Here is an 18,436-nt window from a genome sequence, read left to right as displayed (position 1 = left end):
CCCGCGCAGCGTCGCTGTATAGCGCGGCCCGCGATGTTGCAAAGCCACAACCCGATTGCCCCCTGGAGCGGCCGCCCCCTCGTCCTCGTCGGATTGATGGGCGTGGGCAAGACGACGGTCGGCCGCCGCCTCGCGCAACGCCTCCGCCTGCCGTTCGTCGATGCCGATCACGAGATCGAGGCGGCGTCGGGAATGACCGTCAGCGAGATCTTCGAAAAATACGGCGAAGCGTATTTTCGCGACGGCGAACGCCGCGTGATCGCGCGACTGATCGACGGCAAGCCCAAGGTCATCGCGACCGGCGGGGGTGCGTTCATCAACGAGGAAACGCGCAGCCTGATCCTCGCGGAAGCGACCGCGATCTGGCTCAGCGCGCATCCCGACATTCTCGTCGAGCGGGTCGGCCGGCGCAACACGCGGCCGCTGCTGCGCAACCGGGACGCGGGCCAGGTGCTCGCCGAACTCGCGCGCATCCGCAACCCGATCTACGCCAAGGCGCATATCCACATCGCGAGCAACAAGGCCCCGCATGAAGCGACCGTTGCGTCCATCCTGAAAGCCATCGGACTATGACGACGATCACCGTGAACCTCGGCGCCCGGAGCTATCCGATCCATATCGAGGCCGGATCGCTCGCCGCCGCCGGGGCGCGTCTCGCGCCGCTCGCGCGCGGGCGGACGATGGCCATCGTCACCGATGCGAACCTGACCGGTCATCTCGCGACGCTCCAAGCCTCGCTGACGCAGAACGGCGTCGCGAGCGAGGCGATCGTGCTGCCCCCCGGCGAGGGATCGAAAAGCTGGGCGACGCTCGAGACGCTGTGCGACCGGCTGCTCGACCTCGGCATCGAACGCGGCGATCACGTCGTCGCTTTGGGTGGTGGCGTGATCGGCGATCTCGTCGGATTCGCCTGTGCGATCCTCAAGCGCGGGTGCCAGTTCGTCCAGATCCCGACGTCGCTGCTGGCACAGGTCGACAGCTCGGTCGGCGGCAAGACCGCAATCAACACGCGCGCGGGCAAGAACCTGATCGGCGCCTTCCACCAGCCCGCGATGGTGCTGATCGATCCACAACTGCTCGACACCTTGCCGATACGCGAGCTGCGCGCGGGCTATGCCGAGGTCGTGAAATACGGCCTGATCGACGATTTCGCGTTCTTCGAATGGTGCGAGGCGAACGGCGCTGCCTTGCTCGCGGGCGATGTCGCGCTGCGCACCCACGCGATCGCGCACAGCGTTGCCGCCAAGGCGCGGATCGTGGCCGCTGACGAGCATGAGACGACCGGGACACGCGCATTGCTCAACCTCGGCCATACTTTCGGCCACGCGCTGGAGGCCGAGACGGGCTTTTCGCAGGCGCTGATACACGGTGAAGGCGTGGCCGCAGGATGCGCGCTCGCCTTCCGCTTTTCCGCGGCGCAGGGCATCTGCCCGGGCCAGGACGCGACGCGCGTCGCGGCGCATTGGCGTGCCGTCGGGCTGCCCGATGGCCTCGCCGCCGCCGGGATATCGGCGACCGGTGCCCGGCTCGTCGATCATATGCGCCATGACAAGAAGATGGCGGCAGGCACGCTGCCGTTCCTGCTCGCGCGGGGCATCGGCCAGACCTATCTCGACAAGACCGTGAACCTGTCGACCGTCGCGGGCTTCCTCGACGCGGAGGCGCGATAATGCCCAACGGCGTCGCCAAGCAGAACCTGCCGACCAAGATCTGCCCGGCTTGCGAGCGTCCGTTCACGTGGCGCAAGAAATGGGCGCGCGATTGGGACAATGTCACCTATTGCTCGGACGCCTGTCGCAAGAAGCGCTAAACGCGCCGCGCGGGCCCCTCAGCCCCGCGCGCTCCACGCCAGCCAGAGCCAGCCAGCGATGAGCAGGACGCCGCCGATCGGCGTGACCGCGCCCAGCCACCGCGGCGCCCCGAGCGCCATCGCATAGAGCGTCACCGCGAAGATCGCCGCGCCGCCGACGAACAGCCAGGCCGGCCCGCGCGCTTCCATCCGTATCGCCACCAGCGCAGCGACGACATGGATCAGCTGATATTGGGCGCCGGTCTTGAGCCATTCGACCGCCGCCCCGCTCGCACCATGCGCACCGAACGCCCCCGCCGCGACGGCGATCGCACCGGACAGCGCAGCGGCGATCACGAGGAATGAAACGGGTATCATCGCGGATCATTCCCCCATGGAAAGCGCTGCGCGGTCTCTGCCCGCGCCGCGCCGATGTCGGACGCGGCGACCTGGATCCGCAACCGTTCCTTGTCGCGCGACCGGTACCGCTCCTCCGCCCGGTCGATCTCGGCGGGCGTGACCCCCAGCCCGCGCAGCGCCAGCCGCGCCATCTTCACCGCCGATTCGAGGACCTCGCGCACGACATAGTCGGCTGCCGACGTCTTGAGCTTGACCAGCGCGCGGCGGTCATAGGCGCGCACGTAGAGCGCCGCCTTCGGGAACGCCTGATGGATCGTGTCGAGCATCTCGGCATCGAGCTGGTCGCCGTCCATGCAAAAGCAGATGAGTTCCGCCTCCGCCGCGCCCGCCTGTCGCAACAGGTCGAGCCGCGTGCCATCGCCATAATAGACCTTTGCGCCGAACTCGCCGGCGATATCGATCATCTCGATATCGGTATCGATCAGCGTGACGGGGATGTCCTGCGCCAGCAGCATCTGCCCGACCGTCTGCCCGAACCGGCCATAGCCGACGATGATCGCGTTCGATCCGTCCGCCGTCGGACCATCGCGGTCGCCACCCGCCGCAATCGGCTCGGCGCGGAACCGGCGCGTGATCCCCATCAGGAACGGCGTCGTCGCCATCGACAGGGTGATGATCGCGCCGAACAGGCTTGCCGCCTCGGGATCGATCAGCAGCCCGGCCTGCGCCTGCGCGAACAGCACGAACCCGAACTCGCCGCCCTGGCTGAGCAACAGGCCGAGCGCAAACGCCTGTCGCCAGGTCATCTTGAACGCCAGCCCGATCGCCATGATCACGCCGGTCTTGGTGGCGATCAACGCGATCGCCATCGCCAGCACGAAGAAGGGCCGCTCGGCGATCGCGCCGAGATCAAGCAGCATGCCGACCGCGAGGAAGAACAGCCCGAGCAGGATCGAACGGAACGGCTCGACATCGGCCTCGAGCTCGTGCCGGTACGGGCTGTCCGCCAGCATCACGCCCGCGATGAACGCGCCGAGCGCGGTCGACAGCCCGAGCCATTCCATCACCGCCGCGCTCGCGATCACCGTGAACAATCCGGCGAACACGAACATCTCGCGCTCGCCCAGATTGCCGATCAGCCGGAAAAACGGCCGCAGCAGAAAGCGCCCCGCGATGATCAGTCCGCCTACGGCCACGACGGTGTAGATCGCGAGCAGCCATCCCGGCGGCGCGTTGGCGTCGGCGGGGTTGCGGCTCATCGCTGCGACGATCGTGATCAGCGGCACGATCGACAGATCCTGGAACAGCAGGATCGAGAAGGCACGTTCGCCGAAGGGCGTCCGCATCCGGCCCGACGACTGGAGCATCGGCAGCACCTGCGCGGTCGACGACAGCGCGAGCGGCAATCCGAGCGCGAGCGCGGCAGGCAGCGAGAAATGCGCGAAGAGCCACACGATCGCGGTGATCGCCAAGCCGCACGCGACCACCTGCATCAGCCCGAGCCCGAAGATCTCGTGCTTCATCCGCCACAATCGCGTCGGGTTGAGCTCGAGGCCGACGATGAACAGCAGCAGCGTGATACCGAGTTCGGCGATGCCAAGCTTGGCCTCCGCATCGCCGACCAGCCCGAGGACATGCGGCCCGACCACCGCGCCGGCGACGAGATACCCGAGCGTCGCGCCGAGCCCGATCCGCCGGAACAGCAGCACGAAGACCAGCCCGAATCCGAGCAGGACCACCCCGTCGCGAAGCAGTGACGGCGTCGTGCCGTCGTGCATCAGACGTCGGCCCCGGCGGAGGCGGTCGCCGATCGCTGGTCGGCATCCGCTCGCGAACCGCTCTGCTTCGCAGCGGCGGCAGCGGCGTCGGCAGCCGCTTCGAACGCGAGCCGGATCGAGGGATGTCGCGCGGTATAGTCGAGCGCGGGAACGAAGATGTCGAGCCCCGGCCATTCCGGCAGATCGCCCTCGCGCGCGAGCCATGCGGTCAGCGAGATCGCGGATCGCGCCGAGTTCGGCGGCATCGCGCCCGACGATGTTCGCCGCCAGCAGCGACGACGACGCCTGCCCCAGCGCACAGGCGCGGACCAGCAATCCGACCGTGTCGACCCGGCCATCGGCGTCGACGGTCACGTCGACCGTCACCCGGCTCCCGCAGATTGGCGAGCGTCGCTCGGCGGTCGCCATCGGCTCTGACAGCCGCTCGTTGTGCGGGATCGACGCGGCGAGGCGCAGGATCTCGGCATTGTACAGCGTGGCACTCATGACGTTGGCTCACTTGCGTTTTCAGAGGGCGATGCCGGCGTTCGCGCGCCGAACACCGGTTTGCCGCGACGACGACGGTCGACGAAGTCGGCGATGCTGGCGCTCGTCGCATTCAGCAGCGGATAGGTCCGCGACCCCGTCATCCACGATGGCCGCCGCGCGGGCCCGCCGCCCATCGTGTCGATGACCAGCGTCGCCAGCAGGAACACGAGGCTGGCGAGGATCAGGCCCTTGAGCGCCCCGAACCCGAACCCCAGCGCACGGTCGACGGGCCCCAGGATCGATGTCCGCGTCCGCGCGCCGATCGCGTTGGCGACCAGCCGTCCACCGATATAGGTCAGCCCGGTGATGATCGCGAACGCCAGCACGGCCGCCCCGCTCACCGTCCCCACGAGGGGGTCAGCGCGGCGGCGACCGGGATGTGGAACAGCTTGAGCATCGCCACCATCGCGACCCAGGCGAACATCGACAGCACTTCGGTGACGAACCCGCGCAACAGGCCGAGAACAGCCGAACCGGCAACGGCGAGCAGGACGATCACGTCGAGGGCGGACAGGTTCATGGCTCTGGAATAGGGACGTGCGCGGGCATCCGCTAGTGCGGCGATGCGGCTTGTCGCCGCCAGCGCCGTCAGCCGCGCCCGAGCATGTGGTCGACGAACGCGGCCAGCGTCTTGAATCCCGACAGCTTCATCCCGCTCTTCTCCCCCGTCATCGATGCCGGGACGAGCGCGCAATCGAACCCGAGCTTGCTGGCCTCCTTCAGGCGCAGCGGACCGTGCGCGACCGGGCGGATCTCGCCCGACAGCGCAACCTCACCGAAGACGACCGCATCGACGGGCACCGGCCGCTCCGCCATTGCCGAGATCAGCGCCGCCGCGACCGCGAGATCGGCGGCGGGATCCTGGACGCGGTATCCCCCGGCAATGTTGAGATAGACTTCGGCGGTCGAGAAGCTCAGCCCGCACCGCGCCTCGAGCACTGCGAGGATCATCGCCAGTCGCCCCGAATCCCATCCGACCACCGCGCGCCGCGGAGTCGCGCCCGATGCCAGTCGCACCGTCAGTGCCTGGATCTCGACGAGCACCGGCCGCGTCCCCTCCAGCGCCGGGAACACCGTCGCGCCGGTCATCGCGTCGTCGCGGTGCGTCAGGAACAGCGACGACGGGTTGCCGACCTCGGCCAGCCCCTCGGTCTGCATCGAGAAGACGCCGATCTCGTCGGTTCCGCCAAAGCGGTTCTTGATCGCGCGCAGGATGCGGTACTGATGGCTGCGCTCGCCCTCGAAGCTCAGCACCGTGTCGACCATATGCTCGAGCACGCGGGGCCCCGCGATCGAGCCGTCCTTGGTGACGTGCCCGACCAGCACCACCGCGGTGCCGCGCTCCTTGGCGAAGCGGATCAGCTCCTGCGCCGACGCGCGGACCTGGCTGACCGTGCCGGGCGCCCCCTCGATCAGGTCCGAATGCATCGTTTGGATCGAATCGATCACCAGCAGCGCGGGGGTCGCGTCTGGAGCGTCGTCAGGATGTCTCGCGTCGAGGTCGCCGCCGCGAGCTGGACGGGCGCATTGCCGAGCCCCAGCCGTCGCGCGCGCAGCCGGACCTGATCGGCCGCCTCCTCGCCCGAGACATAGGCGACCGACTGGCCCGCGAGCGCCATCTTCGCCGCGGCCTGCAGCAACAGCGTCGACTTGCCGATCCCGGGATCGCCGCCGATCAGCGTCGCCGACCCCTCGACGAACCCGCCGCCCAGCGCGCGGTCGAGCTCGGCGATCCCGGTCGCCATCCGGTCGGGCAGCTTGATCTCGGCATCGAGCCCGACGAGCTGGATCGCACGGCCACCGCTTTGGAGGTTGTGCTTCGAATGGAACGGCGTCGCGGCGGTGTTCGCCTCCTCGACCAGCGTGTTCCACTCGTGGCAGTCCGCGCACTGCCCCGCCCAGCGCGAGGCGACCGAACCGCAGGCCTGACACACGTAACGCTTCTGGATCTTTGCCATGCCGGCGGTCTAGCCCAACAGGAACGATAAGGGAACATCGTTCGCCCCGATGCGACCCGGCGGCGCTTCGCGGCCGGATTGTCTGGCGCTTGCGGGCGGGCGACGCTATCCGCCCGGGTGATGCAGCCGACCGATCTCCGCGTGGCCCTCTTCAGCGGCAATTACAATTACGTCCGCGATGGCGCGAACCAGTCGTTGAACCTGCTCGTCGGACATCTCCTCTCGCGCGGCGTCAAGGTCCGCGTCTATTCGCCGACCGTCGCCAAGCCCGCCTTTCCCGCGATCGGCGATCTGGTCGACGTCCCCGCGATCCCGCTCGTCGGCGGGCGCGGCGAATATCGCGCTGCGCTCGGGATCACGCCGCGCGTCCGCCGCGACATCGACGCGTTTGCGCCCAATATCGTCCATGTCTCCGCGCCCGAGTTTCTCGGCCACGCGGCGGTCGCCTATGCACGCAAGCGCGACATCGCGACGGTCGCCTCGTTCCACACCCGGTTCGAGACCTATTTCCGCTATTACAAGATGGGGTTCCTCGAGCCGCTCGCGAAAAAGCGCCTGACCCGCTTCTACAATCTGGTCGACGAGGTCGTCGTGCCCGGGCCGAGCATGGCCGACCTGCTGCGGCACTGGGGCGTCAAGTCGTCGATCGGCATCTGGTCGCGCGGGATCAATCATGACCGGTTCGCTCCCGAACGACGCGATCTGGCGTGGCGCCGCTCGCTCGGGATTGCCGATGACGAGATGGTCGTCGGGTTTCTTGGCCGGCTGGTGAAGGAAAAGGGGCTCGACGTCTTTGCCGACGTGCTGACCGAACTGCGTCGCCGCGACGTCCGCCACCGCGTCGTCGTGGTCGGCGAGGGCCCGGCGCGCGACTGGTTTGCAGGGCGTGTCCCGGAAGCGGTGTTCACCGGGTTCCAGTCGGGTGACGCACTTGGCCGCGCGGTCGCGTCGATGGACGTGTTCTTCAATCCCAGCGTGACCGAGACGTTCGGCAACGTCACGCTCGAGGCGATGGCGGCGAGCGTTCCGGTCGTCGCGGCGCGTGCGACTGGCGCAGTCGACCTGATCGACGACGGCAGCACCGGGTTCCTGGTGCCGCCGACCGACATCGCCGGCTATGCCGACGCGATCGGCCGGATCGTCGCCGAGCCGGGCCTGCGCCACGCGATGGGCGATGCCGGGCATGCCAAAGCGGCGGGCTATCGCTGGGACGTGATCAACCAGACCGTGCTCGACACCTATCTCGCGGTGATGGCGCGTCGCGGGCGCGCCTGATCGACCACGGTCAGCGGACCGGTCAGCGTCAGACGGTCACCCAGTCGAACGTCAGCGGCGCCTCGCGGAAGGCGAAGCGATCGAGGTGGCTCGACACCACGCCGCGCATCCGTCCGACATCCTCGCCGTCCGGCACCGTCAGCGCGACGTCGAGCGTCTCGCCGTCCGCGCGCATCTCGAGCACCACACCGTTCGGGAAGGCGATACGGCCCTCCTCTTCCGACATCGTGACGTCCATCTTGTGGCCCCAGTGCTTGGCAAGCTGCTGAAGATACCTGCTCGCCGAATGCGTCGGCACGCGTGCGACCGAGACGCTCACTTCAGACGCTCGATCTTCTGCGCCGCCTCGTCGATCAGCGCCGCGACATCGTGCAGCGTATCCTCGTTGACGTCCTCGCGCATCAGCCGGTGCTGGAGCACCTGCCGAAGATTGCCCATTGCCCGCCGGATCGGCGCGCCGTCGGTCCGCTCCGATTCCGCGCCCACCGCCGCCAGCCGCGCGAACAGCGCATCGACGACCGCGCTGTTCTCGGCGAGATGCGTGCGACCCTCGTCGCTTGCCGCAAAGCGCTTCTTGGCGCCCTCCGATTGCTGCTCCTCGATCAGCCCCATCTCGTCGAGCATGCTGAGCGTCGGATAGACGACCCCCGGGCTCGGCGCATAGCCGCCGCCGGTCAGCCCCTCGATCTCGCGGATCAGGTCGTAGCCGTGGCGCGGCGCGTCCGCGATCAGCTTCAGCATGACAAGCTTCAGCTCGCCGCCATCGAACAGCCGGCGCCGACCGCCAGGGCCTCCGCGATGCCCGTGCCGTCCATGCCCGTCATGCCCGCCGCGACCGCGCGTTTCGCCGTCGCCACGCGGGCCACCGGTCCAAGCACCATATCCCATACCAAAACGCATTTGAGTGTTCTCCGATATATCTTCATTCATGAACTGAGATATATCGCAGACTGTTTCGCGTTCAAGGGGCGTGCGGGAAATCCTGCCGACTTTCGATCGTCGGTTTCCTCGGAGGACCATCACGTATTGGTGCGGAGCGGCGCGCATGGATGGGCAAACCGCCCCCCGCCCCTATCTCTGCCGCATGGCCGACCTCTTCGCGGGCTTCGAACCCGCCGCCCCTACCGAAACGCCCCCCGAGAACGCGCCACTCGCGGATCGCCTGCGACCGCGCACGCTCGACGAGGTGGTCGGGCAGGACCACATTACCGGCCCCGAGGGTGCGATCGGCAGGATGGTGTCGGCGGGACGACTGTCCTCGATCATCCTGTGGGGCCCGCCCGGCACCGGCAAGACCACCATCGCGCGGCTGCTCGCGGACGCGGTCGACCTGCGGTTCGTCGCGATCTCGGCGGTGTTCTCGGGTGTGGCCGAGCTGAAGAAGTCGTTCGCCGAGGCGCGCGAGCACGCCAGGATGGGCAAGCGCACCTTGTTGTTCGTGGACGAGATCCACCGCTTCAACCGCGCGCAGCAGGACGGCTTCCTGCCCTATGTCGAGGACGGCACCGTCACGCTGGTCGGCGCGACCACGGAGAACCCGTCGTTCGAACTCAATGCCGCGTTGCTCAGCCGCGCGCAGGTGCTGATCCTCGAACGGCTCGGCCGCGGTGCGCTCGAACAGCTGCTCGACCGTGCCGAGGTGGTGATGGAGCGCCCCCTACCCGTCACGCCGCCCGCCAAGGACGCGCTGATCGCGAGCGCGGACGGCGATGGCCGGTTCCTGCTCAACCAGGCGGAGACGCTGTTCTCGGTCAACCTGCCCGAACCGCTCGATCCGGCGGGGCTGTCGAACTTCCTGCAACGCCGCGTCGCGGTGTACGACAAGGATCGCGAGGGGCATTACAACCTCATCTCCGCGCTCCACAAATCGATCCGCGGCAGCGATCCGCAGGCGGCGCTCTATTATCTCGCGCGGATGCTGACCGCGGGCGAGGAGCCGCTGTTCCTGCTGCGCCGCCTGACCCGCGCCGCGGTCGAGGATATCGGGCTCGCGGATCCGCAGGCGCTGGTCCAATGCATCGCGGCGAAAGACACCTACGATTTTCTCGGCAGCCCGGAGGGCGAGCTCGCGATCGCGCAGGCCTGCGTCTATCTGGCGACCGCGCCCAAATCGAACGCGGTGTACAAGGCGCAGAAGGCGGCGTGGAAATCGGCGCGCGAGACGGGCTCGCTGATGCCCCCCGCCGCGATCCGCAACGCCCCGACCAAGCTCATGCGCGATATCGGCTACGGCAAGGGCTATGCCTACGACCATGATGCCGAGGATGCATTTTCGGGGTCGAACTACTGGCCCGACGAGATGGCGCCGCAAAGCTTCTACGTGCCGACCGATCGCGGCTTCGAGAAACGTCTTGCCGAGCGGCTCGCCTGGTGGGACGACCGGCGCCATGCGAAAGACAGCTAGCCGCGCGCTCGTCCCCCTCCTCGTCCTGACAGCCCCGCTCGCGACGGCGACGGCGACAGCGACGGCGACGGCGCAGCAGATCCCGGCCGCCGCCGCGACGACGCACGACCGGGCGATCGCGGCGGGGTACAAGGCGGCGATGTATTGTGCGGGGATGTTCAACGCAGGCCGGACCGCGGGCCAGATCGACCGGGACGAGCTTCGCGGCATCTACCCGCAATATGACGCGATCGTGCCGACGCTGACGGCGCAGGTCGACCGGGCGCGCAGCGTGGTGACGGTCGCCTATGATCCGGCGATGCCCCCGCGCAGGGTCAGCTGGACTGCCGCGAACGGCTGCACCACCGCGCCGATCGGCAGCGTCGCGGGTCGCAGCGCAACTCCGGCGGCGGCGCCCCGCCCCGCCGCTGCCGACCCCCGCCCCTGGCCGCTCGGCGACGCCGGGATCACGCCCTCGACGATTCAGCCGCTCCACGCGGCCGTCGCGACGGCGTTCGACCGTGCGACCTATGGCGCGGAGTCGGAAACGGTCGGCGTCGTCGTGGTCAAGGACGGCAAGGTCGTCGCCGAGCGCTACCGCGACGGGTTCGGGCCGTTCGTCTCGAACCGGACTTGGTCGGTCGGCAAGAGCATCGCCGGCACGCTGCTCGGGATCGCGCTCCACGACGCGAAGCTGACGCCCGGCGCGCGCACGACGAACTGGCCGCTGGCGGGCGATCCGCGGGGCGCGATCACCTATGACCAGCTGCTGCGCATGGCGAGCGGGCTGCACAGCGACACCGCGGGCAACCGCACCGACGCGATCTATTTCGGCGGGACGACCGTGACCGAGCAGGCGACGGCCTGGCCGCTCGAGGCGAGGCCCGGCACGCGCTTCCGCTATGCGAACAACGACATCTTGCTCGCGGTGCACAGCCTGCGCGGCGTCATGCGCGACCGCTATCGCGGCTTCCCGCAGCGCGCGCTCTTTGCCCCGCTGGGCATGACGCACAGCGTCGCCGAGACCGACTGGCAGGGCAATTACATCCTCTCCAGCCAGGTCTGGAGCACCGCGCGCGATCTGGCGCGGCTCGGCCAGCTGTGGCTCGACGATGGCGTCTGGAACGGCACGCGCCTGCTGCCTGCGGGGTGGATGACGTACATGACCACGCCGAGCGGCCCGCAACCCGCAACGGGCCCCGGCTATGGCGCGACCATGTGGCTGTTCGGCGAAAAGCAGGGCCTGCCCGCCGGGAGCTACGCCGCGCAGGGCAATCGCGGGCAATATGTCATGGTCGTCCCGTCCGAGCGTCTGGTGGTGGTCCGGCGTGGCGAGGATCCCGGTGCGGCCCGGTTCGACGTTGCCGGGTTCACCGCTGCGATCCTTGCGGCGACGCGTGCGAGCAGCCGCTGAGGGTGATCGCTACACCCGCGCATTTCCAGCAGTTTGCGGTGATCGACTGGTCCGGTGCAAAGGGCAGACGCCACAAGGGGATCGCCGTCGCGCTGTGCGAGCAGGGATCCGCGGCACCCGTGCTGGTCCCCGCGCCCGACGGCGTCTGGTCGCGGACCGCCGTTCTCGACTGGCTCCTCACGAAGCGCGATGCGCCATTGCTCGTCGGGTTCGATTTCAGCTTTTCCGCGCCGTTCGTCGAACGGGGCGCACACCTTCCCGGTGACGCCGCGACTTCGGATGCGCGGGCATTGTGGGCGAGCGTCGACGCGGAGAGCGACGACGCCGACCTGGGCGCCGCTTCGTTCATCGAACGGCGACGCGGCACACATTTCTACCTGGGCGCAGCGGACGGTACCAAGGCCAATTTCCTGTACTGGCGGCGCTGCGAGATCGCGAGCGACGGGGGACGAAAACCGTCGACGGTCTACGACGCGATCGGCGCCGCGCAGGTCGCCAAGGCGAGCTTTGCGGGCATGCGCCTGCTCCACCGTCTCGATCGGGCGATACCCGTCTGGCCGTTCGATCCGCCGTCGGCGTCCAGAGCGACGATCGTCGAAATCTACACGAGCATCGCCGCGCGCGCCGCGGGAGTGCCCGCGGGACGCAGCAAGATCCGTGACCCCGGCGCGCTCGATGCCGCGCTCGCGGCGTTCGGTTCGGCGGCGCACGCCCCGCTTCGCCAGTATGACGATCACTCGACCGATGCGATCGTCGGCGCGGCATGGCTTCGTCGGCACGCGTGTACGGAAAAATTCTGGCACCCGCCTGCAATGACAGCGCATATTGCGGCCACCGAAGGCTGGACCTTCGGCGTCACCTGACGCATGAGGCGATTCAGGCCGGTTTAGCTCAGTTGGTAGAGCGCCAGTTTTGTAAACTGGATGTCGCGGGTTCGATTCCTGCAACCGGCACCATCATCTCGATCCAGGCACCCGCCGCCGGACTTCCCGATGGCTTCGCGCGAAGACGGTGCCCGCGTCTGCACGGTCGATCCGGCTATTTCCGTGTCAGCCCCGATCCCTCGTCCTCCGCCAGCGGGTCGTCCTCGAGCCCTTCGAGCGGCGTGCGGGCGACATAGGTTGCGCGCCCGAGCAGCTGCGCTCCCAGCGGCAGCGTCACCAGCAGGAAGATGATCGTCAGCAACCCCGATTGCGGGCGTGCGACTTCACCCGTGAGCATCGCGCCGAGGATCACCAGCGCGGTTCCCAATGTCCCTGCCTTGGTCGCGCTGTGCATCCGCTGCAGCGCATCGGGCAGCCGCACCAGTCCGATCGCGGCGACCAGCAGGAACAGGACGCCCGCCCCCATGAGGATCAGCCCGAGCACCGTCATGAGCGCGTCTTTCGTTCGAGGAAGAGCGCAAACGCGGCGGTCGCGACGAAGTTGACCAGCGACAGCACGAGCGCGACGTCGAGAAACCCGCTCCTGCCCGACGCCACCGCGATCAACGCGGAGAACGCGACCGCGACCGCGGTGAGCATGTCGAACGCGACGAACCGATCCGCGGACGTCGGACCGCGGAGCATCCGCCACGCCGCCAAGCCGGTGACGAGGCACAGCATCGCCATCATCCCCCAGACGATCGCGGAAAGGTCGAACGCCATCATGCCTCCAGTACCTTGACCCAGCGTTCGTAGAGGCGCCGGAACCGCGCGATCGTGGCGGCCGGATCGCGCGCATCGAGGACGTGCAGATACAATGTGCGCCGGTCGTCGGAGACATGAAGGCATGTCGAACCGGGGGTCAGCGACGTCAGATAGGCGAGCAGCGCGACCGCCCATGGGCGTCGCAGGTCGGTGACCAGAACCAGGATCGCGGGATGAGTCCGTACCGGCCTGCCGAGCACGATCGCGGCGACGCGGAATGACGAGACGACGAGATCCCAGAGAAAGACGAGGAGCAGTGCGGGCACGGCGACGAAACGGCGGATAGCCTTCATTGGCCGAGCTCCATCAGCGCATGCGCGGACGCCTTTGCAACGATCCAGAGCGGTTGCGGGAACAGCCCGATCGCGATCGTCGCAATCGACAGCACCGCCATCCCCGCGCGCATCGCATGCGGTATCGCGCGCGCCTGGCGTTTGATCGGGCTGGCCTTCCAGCAGGCCTCCGCCCACAGATTGGCGACCGACACGATGGTCAGCATCGCGGCGATCAGCGCGACGAGTGCCATCCAGCCCATTCCGCCGGCGACCGCCGCACGCAGAATGAAGAGCTTCGCCCAGAAACCGGACAGCGGGGGGATCCCTGCCAGTGACAGCATCGGAACCGCGAACAGGAACACGAACATCGGATCGGAGCGGACCATGCCGCCCGCGCGCTTCAGGTCCCAGCTGCCCGTCGCACGCCGGATCGCGCCGATGCCGAGGAACAGATTGGCCTGCACGATCATCGAATGCACCATGTAGAAGGTCGCCGCCGCGAGCCCGGCCGCCGAACCGATCGCAAGCCCCGCCGCCATATACCCGACCTGCGCCACCACATGGTAACCGATCAGGCGGCGCATGTCGGATTGCGCCAGCGTCGCGAGCGCGCACAGCAGCATCGTCGCCGCCGCGAGGATCGCGATGACGGGCGACAATTGCGCCGCGCCCGCGCCGAAAACGCCGGCCATGACCAGCAGCAGCGCGTAGAATCCCATCTTGGTCATCAACGCCGCGAACACCGCGGCCACCGTCAGCGGCGCGGATGCGTAGGAGGCAGGCAGCCAGACGTGAAATGGCGCGAGGCCCGATTTCAGCGCGAAGCCCGACAGCAGAAGCGCGGCCGCGACGCTCGTCGCGACGCTTGGCGGTTGCGTCTTGAGGATCGCGGCGAGGCTCGCAAGGTCGAGCGTTCCGGTGGCGCCGTAGAGAAGCCCGATCCCCGCAAGGATCGCGGTTGCGCCAACCATGCCGAACACCGCGTACCGCGTCGCGCCGCCGACCTGATGACGCCGCCGGTCGAGCAGGATCAGGCCCAGCGCCGCGACCAGCGCAAGCTCGAACCACACGTAGAGATTGAACAGGTCGGTGGTCAGAAGCGCACCGTTCACCGCGCCGACAAGCGCGAGCATCAGGGCGTCATAGCCCGCCCGCCGGCGACGTGCGCCGATATCGGCGATCGCGAAGATCGCCGCCGCGGTTGCGACCAGCGCGACGACGACGACAAGCACGGCGCCCGGAAGCCAGGCCGCAAAGCCGATGCCGATGCCTTGCGGCCAGCCGCCAAAGACGACGATCGCGAGCGGCGCCGGATCGATCGCGCGCGCCAGCAACGCTCCCGCTGCCAGCAGCGTGAGCACGGTCATCAGCCCCGACCAGGCCCTGCACAACGACGCGTGGTTCCGCAGCAGCGCCGCGATCGCAGCACCCGATAACGGCACGGCGACCGGCGCCAGCAGCGTGACGGCGTCGTTCATGACGCTGGCCCGATGGATTCGGCGTCGCGCTGTTGCTCGGTGGCTTCGAGGTCGCGCGCGTCGAGCGACCCTGTCGAACGCCACCCGCGCAGCACGATCGTCGCCAGCACGATCGTCAGCGCAAAGCCGATGACGATCGCGGTGAGGATCAGCGCCTGGCTGGTCGGGTCCGCGGATGGCCCAAGGACCTGCTCGCCATCGCGTATCAGCGGCGGCTGTCGCACACCGTTTCCGCCGACGACGAACAGCATCACGTTCACCCCCGTCGCCATCAGCGCGAGGCCGAGCAGGATACGCACGAGGTTGCGCGACAGGATCATGTACAGCGCGCAGGCGATGATGACCGCCGCTGCCAGCGCATCGAGAAGGATCATCGCGCCGCCTCCCGCTGGAGCCCGAACAGATAGGTCAATACAGCCCCCAGGACGACGAGATAGACGCCGACATCGAACACGATGGTGGTACCCATCTTGGGCAGCCAGTTGTCCGGCTCCCACCACAGATGCGTGAGGTAGGCGTCCCCCGCCAACATCCCCGCCAGCCCGCTCCCGATCGTCAGAAGCAGCCCGGCACCCACCAGCGTGATCGGCGAAACGCGCAACGTGCCCGCTGCCGCGACGGGACCGCGGGCGAGCGACAGCACGGCAAAGGCGAGCGACCCGACCAGACCTCCGATAAAGCCGCCGCCCGGCTGATCATGCCCGCGCCACAGGATCACGAGCGACGCGGCGATGAGCAGGATGAAGAGGGGTTTGGCGGTGGTCGAGAAACTGAAATGGACATCGTGCCGCGCATCGCCGTCATTGGCATCGACGCCCCGGAGCAACGCCGCCCCCAATATCGCTGCGGCGGCGATGACCACGGTTTCGCCCAGCGTATCGAACGCGCGGAAGTCGACGAGGATGACGTTGACGACGTTATGCCCCCGCCCTGCGATATAGCTCATTTGGCCGAAGAAGTCGGACGCAAGCGCAGGATGGTCGATCGCCGCGGCGTCGAGCGTCGCGACGAACAGGATCGTCCCCAGTGCCGCCCCAAGAAGCGCGTCGACGCCGCGTTGCGACACCGTTCGCGTGCGCGATGCGACGAGCGGCAGCGTCGCGAGCATCGCGGTCAGCATGACGACCAGCAATGCCTCGACCGCAAACTGCGTGATCGCGAGATCGGGTGCGCCGCCGGCCATGAACAGGATCGCGGCCGCAAAGCCCGTCAGGCCGACCCCCAGCATCGTCGTCAGCAGGTTTGCCGACCGCGCGGCCACGACCGCACCGGCGACCGCGATGAGCGCGATGAGGATATCGGCGAGATGGGGCGCAGCACCCGGGGAGATCCGAAGCGGCCCCGCGCCGGCAACGATCGCCCACCCGGCGATCCCCGTGATCGTGGCGATGACCACTCCCAGCAGCACGCGGAGGTCGCCATGTTCGGTCCACGCCACCGTCCGGGCGCTGAATGCCATCATCGCGCGCTGACTGCGTTCCCAGAACTGCTCGATACCGAATTGCTCGAACCGGTCGCTGCCGCGCAGCATCGTGTGGATCGGCGCCCAGAATACCGCGATGACGACGCCCACCAGCACGACGAGGCCGCTAAGCATGAGCATCGGCGTGATCCCGTGCCACACCGCGACATCGACATCGATCGGCCGGCGATACACGGCAGCGACGGCAGGCCGTATCACCACGCGCTCCATCCAGCTCGGATCGAGACTGAGCAACAGCCCGAGCATCGCCAGCAGCAGCGGCGGCACACCCAGCGAGATGCTCTCGCGGTGGCGCATCTCGACGGGTTCGGCCGATGCGAGGAAGAACGGTCGCAGCGTCACCACCGCCGCGACGCCCACCATCACGGCGTTGACCAAGAACCGCGATCGCGATCGGGACGCTTTCCCAGCTGCTTTCGATCTGCGCCTGGAACAGGAATTCCTTGGTGATGAAGCCGAAAAAGGGCGGGATCCCTGCCATCGACAGGCTGGCCCCCGTGCACGCGATCGCGGTCATCGGCATCCGGCGCGCAAGCCCGCCGAGCGAGCGGAGCGACCCTTGCCCCGTCAAGTGCAGCACCGAGCCTGCACAGAAGAACAACGCGGCCTTGTACAGCGCGTGCGCAATCAGGAAGCCGATCATCGCGACCGTCGCGGTCGGCCCGTCGAGCCCGATCAGCAATACCAGGATGCCGAGCGAGGCAATCGTCGAATAGGCGAGCGCGGCCTTGAAACTCTCCGCCCGCAGCGCCTGGACCGCAGCGATCACCATGGTCACGCATGCGACGACGATCATGACCGTGCGGCCCCACCCGGTTGCGGCGATCAGCGGCTCGAAGCGCGCGAGAAGGTAGATGCCGAGCTTCACCATCGTCGCCGAATGCAGGAAGGCGGATGCCGGCGTCGGCGCCTGCATCGCGTTGGGTAGCCAGAAGTGAAACGGAAACTGCGCCGACTTGGTGAAGCCTGCGACCAGCACCGCGATGACGATCGGCGTCGCCCAGGGCGATGCAGCGAGTTCGCCACTGCGATTGACCGCCTCGGCAAGCGAATAGCTTCCGAGGACATGGCCGATCATCACGACCGCCGCGACCAGCGCCAGCCCGCCACCCGCGGTTACCTGCAATGCCATCACCGCCGCACGACGCGCGCGGGCGGAGCGGCTGTCGAACCCGATCAGCAGGAACGACAGGATGCTCGTCGCCTCCCACATCGTCGCCATCAACAGCAGGTTGTCGGCGAGCACGGTCCCGAGCATCGCGGTCATGAACAGCAGGATCAGCGTGAAGAACCGGGAACGCTGCCGCTGTGGCTTGCCCGTCAGATAGCCGCCCGAATAGGCCATCACCAACGTGCCGATCCCGGTGATCAGCAGGCAGAAGAGAAACGAGAAGCCGTCGAGGCGCAATGTCAGGTCGAACCCGATCTCCGGCGACCAGCTGCGCTGCTCGGTGCGCACCCAGCCGCGTTCGACGATGTCGGACATCCGGACGAACGCGACGAACAGCCCGAGCGGAAACAGCGCGACGACAAGCCCCGCTCCGCGCGTCATCACCCGCGCGATGAGGGGAAGCAGGCAACTTCCGATAAGCGAGACGGCGAGAAGTACGAGCATGGGATTGCCATGCAGCACGCTGCCCCGGTGCGCAAATCCGACGCTTGATTACGACGCTGACCACCACCCCCGCCAGCGGATCGCGCGGTACACGAAGCAAGCATAGCCCGGAAGGTTGTTGGTCCCCGGGCGGCAAGTCTAAGAGTTGATTTGCGCCTGTCGACGAATTGCGCCGCGGCATCGCCGAGAGCATCCATCGGCGACGAGCATTCACCTTGCGTAATACTGTGACGCTCCAAGGATTTGCGATGGCAGCCGTAGAGCCTGCACAATCTCCGACGCGCGCGGTCGTCCCGGATATTTTCCTATTGATCGATATCAACAACGCCTGCGATCATGGATGAGATGTGTCATCGGCGCGGTGAGTAGAACGCGCACCGAACGCGCCGCGTCGCCTCATCGCGCGTTGACC

18 protein-coding genes, 1 tRNA gene and 3 pseudogenes are annotated in these 18,436 nt (G+C 67.9%); 8 read left to right on the top strand and 14 right to left on the bottom strand.

All coding sequences use genetic code 11. From position 1 onward, the window contains the following. Positions 1-33 precede the first annotated feature (33 nt). Genes QP165_RS15930 through QP165_RS15920 form a run of 3 tightly spaced genes read left to right on the top strand, consistent with a single transcriptional unit; the run spans position 34 to position 1,810 of the window. Complete coding sequence (locus QP165_RS15930; protein WP_333996352.1) at positions 34-573, top strand: shikimate kinase; 540 nt, start codon at positions 34-36, stop codon at positions 571-573. Further along, positions 570-1,670 (top strand): 3-dehydroquinate synthase, encoded by a 1,101-nt coding sequence (gene aroB / locus QP165_RS15925; RefSeq protein WP_333996351.1) that lies wholly within the window; start codon positions 570-572, stop codon positions 1,668-1,670. The genes QP165_RS15930 and aroB overlap by 4 nt, the downstream gene beginning before the upstream one ends. After that, complete coding sequence (locus tag QP165_RS15920) at positions 1,670-1,810, top strand: DUF2256 domain-containing protein (RefSeq protein WP_333996350.1); 141 nt, start codon at positions 1,670-1,672, stop codon at positions 1,808-1,810. Before aroB ends, QP165_RS15920 begins: the two co-directional genes overlap by 1 nt. A gap of 18 nt (positions 1,811-1,828) precedes the next feature. On the opposite strand, the gene QP165_RS15915 is transcribed toward QP165_RS15920, so the two are convergent. The 5 genes and pseudogenes from QP165_RS15915 to radA form a co-directional block, all read right to left on the bottom strand. Further along, on the bottom strand, positions 1,829-2,167 hold the full coding sequence (locus QP165_RS15915) for a DUF423 domain-containing protein (protein ID WP_333996349.1): 339 nt from the start codon (positions 2,165-2,167) through the stop codon (positions 1,829-1,831). After that, positions 2,164-3,927 carry a cation:proton antiporter domain-containing protein gene (locus QP165_RS15910; RefSeq protein ID WP_333996348.1) on the bottom strand — a complete coding sequence of 588 codons (1,764 nt, stop codon included), beginning with the start codon at positions 3,925-3,927 and terminating at the stop codon, positions 2,164-2,166. Before QP165_RS15910 ends, QP165_RS15915 begins: the two co-directional genes overlap by 4 nt. Next, positions 3,927-4,413: pseudogene (locus tag QP165_RS15905) on the bottom strand (iron-sulfur cluster assembly scaffold protein). Before QP165_RS15905 ends, QP165_RS15910 begins: the two are co-directional and overlap by 1 nt. After that, positions 4,410-4,975 (bottom strand): annotated as a pseudogene (locus QP165_RS15900) (CvpA family protein). Before QP165_RS15900 ends, QP165_RS15905 begins: the two co-directional pseudogenes overlap by 4 nt. 68 nt (positions 4,976-5,043) lie before the next feature. Further along, a pseudogene (gene radA / locus QP165_RS15895) lies at positions 5,044-6,413 on the bottom strand (DNA repair protein RadA). A 120-nt stretch (positions 6,414-6,533) separates the two neighbouring features. Here radA and QP165_RS15890 point away from each other — a divergent pair. Continuing rightward, positions 6,534-7,688: a glycosyltransferase family 4 protein gene (locus QP165_RS15890; protein WP_333996347.1), complete on the top strand. Its 1,155-nt coding sequence runs from the start codon at positions 6,534-6,536 to the stop codon at positions 7,686-7,688. Positions 7,689-7,716: 28 nt separating this feature from the next. Here QP165_RS15890 and QP165_RS15885 read toward each other — a convergent pair whose 3' ends face one another. Together QP165_RS15885 and QP165_RS15880 are read right to left on the bottom strand one after the other, a co-directional pair. Beyond that, positions 7,717-8,007, bottom strand: coding sequence for a DUF2218 domain-containing protein (locus QP165_RS15885; protein ID WP_333996346.1), 291 nt, complete (start codon positions 8,005-8,007; stop codon positions 7,717-7,719). After that, entirely contained in the window at positions 8,004-8,429 is a 426-nt protein-coding gene (locus tag QP165_RS15880; RefSeq protein WP_443019315.1) for a PadR family transcriptional regulator, read from the bottom strand. Before QP165_RS15880 ends, QP165_RS15885 begins: the two co-directional genes overlap by 4 nt. Positions 8,430-8,772: 343 nt before the next feature. Between QP165_RS15880 and QP165_RS15875 the strand changes: the two genes are divergently transcribed. The 4 genes from QP165_RS15875 to QP165_RS15860 all read left to right on the top strand — a co-directional run bounded on the left by QP165_RS15875 (position 8,773) and on the right by QP165_RS15860 (position 12,441). After that, positions 8,773-10,092, top strand: coding sequence for a replication-associated recombination protein A (locus QP165_RS15875; protein WP_333997053.1), 1,320 nt, complete (start codon positions 8,773-8,775; stop codon positions 10,090-10,092). Beyond that, a complete protein-coding gene (locus tag QP165_RS15870; RefSeq protein ID WP_333996344.1) occupies positions 10,076-11,485 on the top strand; it encodes a serine hydrolase domain-containing protein in 1,410 nt (469 codons plus the stop codon). Before QP165_RS15875 ends, QP165_RS15870 begins: the two co-directional genes overlap by 17 nt. A gap of 2 nt (positions 11,486-11,487) precedes the next feature. Beyond that, positions 11,488-12,348, top strand: coding sequence for a hypothetical protein (locus QP165_RS15865; RefSeq protein ID WP_333996343.1), 861 nt, complete (start codon positions 11,488-11,490; stop codon positions 12,346-12,348). A gap of 17 nt (positions 12,349-12,365) precedes the next feature. Continuing rightward, positions 12,366-12,441: transfer RNA gene (locus tag QP165_RS15860), tRNA-Thr, on the top strand. An 82-nt stretch (positions 12,442-12,523) separates the two neighbouring features. On the opposite strand, the gene mnhG is transcribed toward QP165_RS15860, so the two are convergent. The 7 genes from mnhG to QP165_RS15825 are packed head-to-tail and all read right to left on the bottom strand — an operon-like array spanning position 12,524 to position 18,024. Next, on the bottom strand, positions 12,524-12,859 hold the full coding sequence (mnhG, locus tag QP165_RS15855; protein WP_056021239.1) for a monovalent cation/H(+) antiporter subunit G: 336 nt from the start codon (positions 12,857-12,859) through the stop codon (positions 12,524-12,526). Further along, positions 12,856-13,131 carry a monovalent cation/H+ antiporter complex subunit F gene (locus tag QP165_RS15850; protein ID WP_056021236.1) on the bottom strand — a complete coding sequence of 92 codons (276 nt, stop codon included), beginning with the start codon at positions 13,129-13,131 and terminating at the stop codon, positions 12,856-12,858. Before QP165_RS15850 ends, mnhG begins: the two co-directional genes overlap by 4 nt. Beyond that, positions 13,131-13,466, bottom strand: a complete 336-nt coding sequence (locus QP165_RS15845) for a Na+/H+ antiporter subunit E (protein ID WP_333996342.1) — start codon at positions 13,464-13,466, stop codon at positions 13,131-13,133. The genes QP165_RS15850 and QP165_RS15845 overlap by 1 nt, the downstream gene beginning before the upstream one ends. Further along, positions 13,463-14,926, bottom strand: coding sequence for a proton-conducting transporter transmembrane domain-containing protein (locus QP165_RS15840; RefSeq protein ID WP_333996341.1), 1,464 nt, complete (start codon positions 14,924-14,926; stop codon positions 13,463-13,465). The genes QP165_RS15845 and QP165_RS15840 overlap by 4 nt, the downstream gene beginning before the upstream one ends. Further along, the gene (locus QP165_RS15835; RefSeq protein WP_333996340.1) at positions 14,923-15,300 is read right to left on the bottom strand and encodes a sodium:proton antiporter; all 378 of its coding nucleotides are present in this window, start codon (positions 15,298-15,300) and stop codon (positions 14,923-14,925) included. Before QP165_RS15835 ends, QP165_RS15840 begins: the two co-directional genes overlap by 4 nt. Next, positions 15,297-16,607 (bottom strand): hydrogen gas-evolving membrane-bound hydrogenase subunit E, encoded by a 1,311-nt coding sequence (gene mbhE / locus QP165_RS15830; RefSeq protein WP_333996339.1) that lies wholly within the window; start codon positions 16,605-16,607, stop codon positions 15,297-15,299. The genes QP165_RS15835 and mbhE overlap by 4 nt, the downstream gene beginning before the upstream one ends. After that, a complete protein-coding gene (locus QP165_RS15825; protein WP_333996338.1) occupies positions 16,516-18,024 on the bottom strand; it encodes a proton-conducting transporter transmembrane domain-containing protein in 1,509 nt (502 codons plus the stop codon). The genes mbhE and QP165_RS15825 overlap by 92 nt, the downstream gene beginning before the upstream one ends. Positions 18,025-18,436 lie beyond the last annotated feature (412 nt).

The sequence above is a fragment of the Sphingomonas sp. 22R3R2A-7 genome, from assembly GCF_036856055.1.
In the GTDB taxonomy this organism is placed as follows: Bacteria; Pseudomonadota; Alphaproteobacteria; order Sphingomonadales; family Sphingomonadaceae; genus Sphingomonas.
The sequence above is the reverse complement of the archived record's forward strand: the minus strand, read 5'-3'. Positions and strand labels throughout refer to the sequence as shown.

Bases quoted from the DNA above. Each gene is read 5' to 3' on its own strand.
- QP165_RS15835 (WP_333996340.1), bottom strand. From the start codon at position 15,300: ATGATCCTTCTCGATGCGCTGGCAGCGGCGGTCATCATCGCCTGCGCG.
- QP165_RS15910 (WP_333996348.1), bottom strand. From the start codon at position 3,927: ATGCACGACGGCACGACGCCGTCACTGCTTCGCGACGGGGTGGTCCTG.
- QP165_RS15825 (WP_333996338.1), bottom strand. From the start codon at position 18,024: ATGCTCGTACTTCTCGCCGTCTCGCTTATCGGAAGTTGCCTGCTTCCC.
- QP165_RS15930 (WP_333996352.1), top strand. From the start codon at position 34: ATGTTGCAAAGCCACAACCCGATTGCCCCCTGGAGCGGCCGCCCCCTC.
- QP165_RS15875 (WP_333997053.1), top strand. From the start codon at position 8,773: ATGGCCGACCTCTTCGCGGGCTTCGAACCCGCCGCCCCTACCGAAACG.
- QP165_RS15840 (WP_333996341.1), bottom strand. From the start codon at position 14,926: ATGAACGACGCCGTCACGCTGCTGGCGCCGGTCGCCGTGCCGTTATCG.
- QP165_RS15915 (WP_333996349.1), bottom strand. From the start codon at position 2,167: ATGATACCCGTTTCATTCCTCGTGATCGCCGCTGCGCTGTCCGGTGCG.
- mnhG (WP_056021239.1), bottom strand. From the start codon at position 12,859: ATGACGGTGCTCGGGCTGATCCTCATGGGGGCGGGCGTCCTGTTCCTG.
- QP165_RS15890 (WP_333996347.1), top strand. From the start codon at position 6,534: ATGCAGCCGACCGATCTCCGCGTGGCCCTCTTCAGCGGCAATTACAAT.
- aroB (WP_333996351.1), top strand. From the start codon at position 570: ATGACGACGATCACCGTGAACCTCGGCGCCCGGAGCTATCCGATCCAT.
- QP165_RS15880 (WP_443019315.1), bottom strand. From the start codon at position 8,429: ATGCTGAAGCTGATCGCGGACGCGCCGCGCCACGGCTACGACCTGATC.
- QP165_RS15850 (WP_056021236.1), bottom strand. From the start codon at position 13,131: ATGGCGTTCGACCTTTCCGCGATCGTCTGGGGGATGATGGCGATGCTG.
- QP165_RS15845 (WP_333996342.1), bottom strand. From the start codon at position 13,466: ATGAAGGCTATCCGCCGTTTCGTCGCCGTGCCCGCACTGCTCCTCGTC.
- QP165_RS15920 (WP_333996350.1), top strand. From the start codon at position 1,670: ATGCCCAACGGCGTCGCCAAGCAGAACCTGCCGACCAAGATCTGCCCG.
- QP165_RS15870 (WP_333996344.1), top strand. From the start codon at position 10,076: ATGCGAAAGACAGCTAGCCGCGCGCTCGTCCCCCTCCTCGTCCTGACA.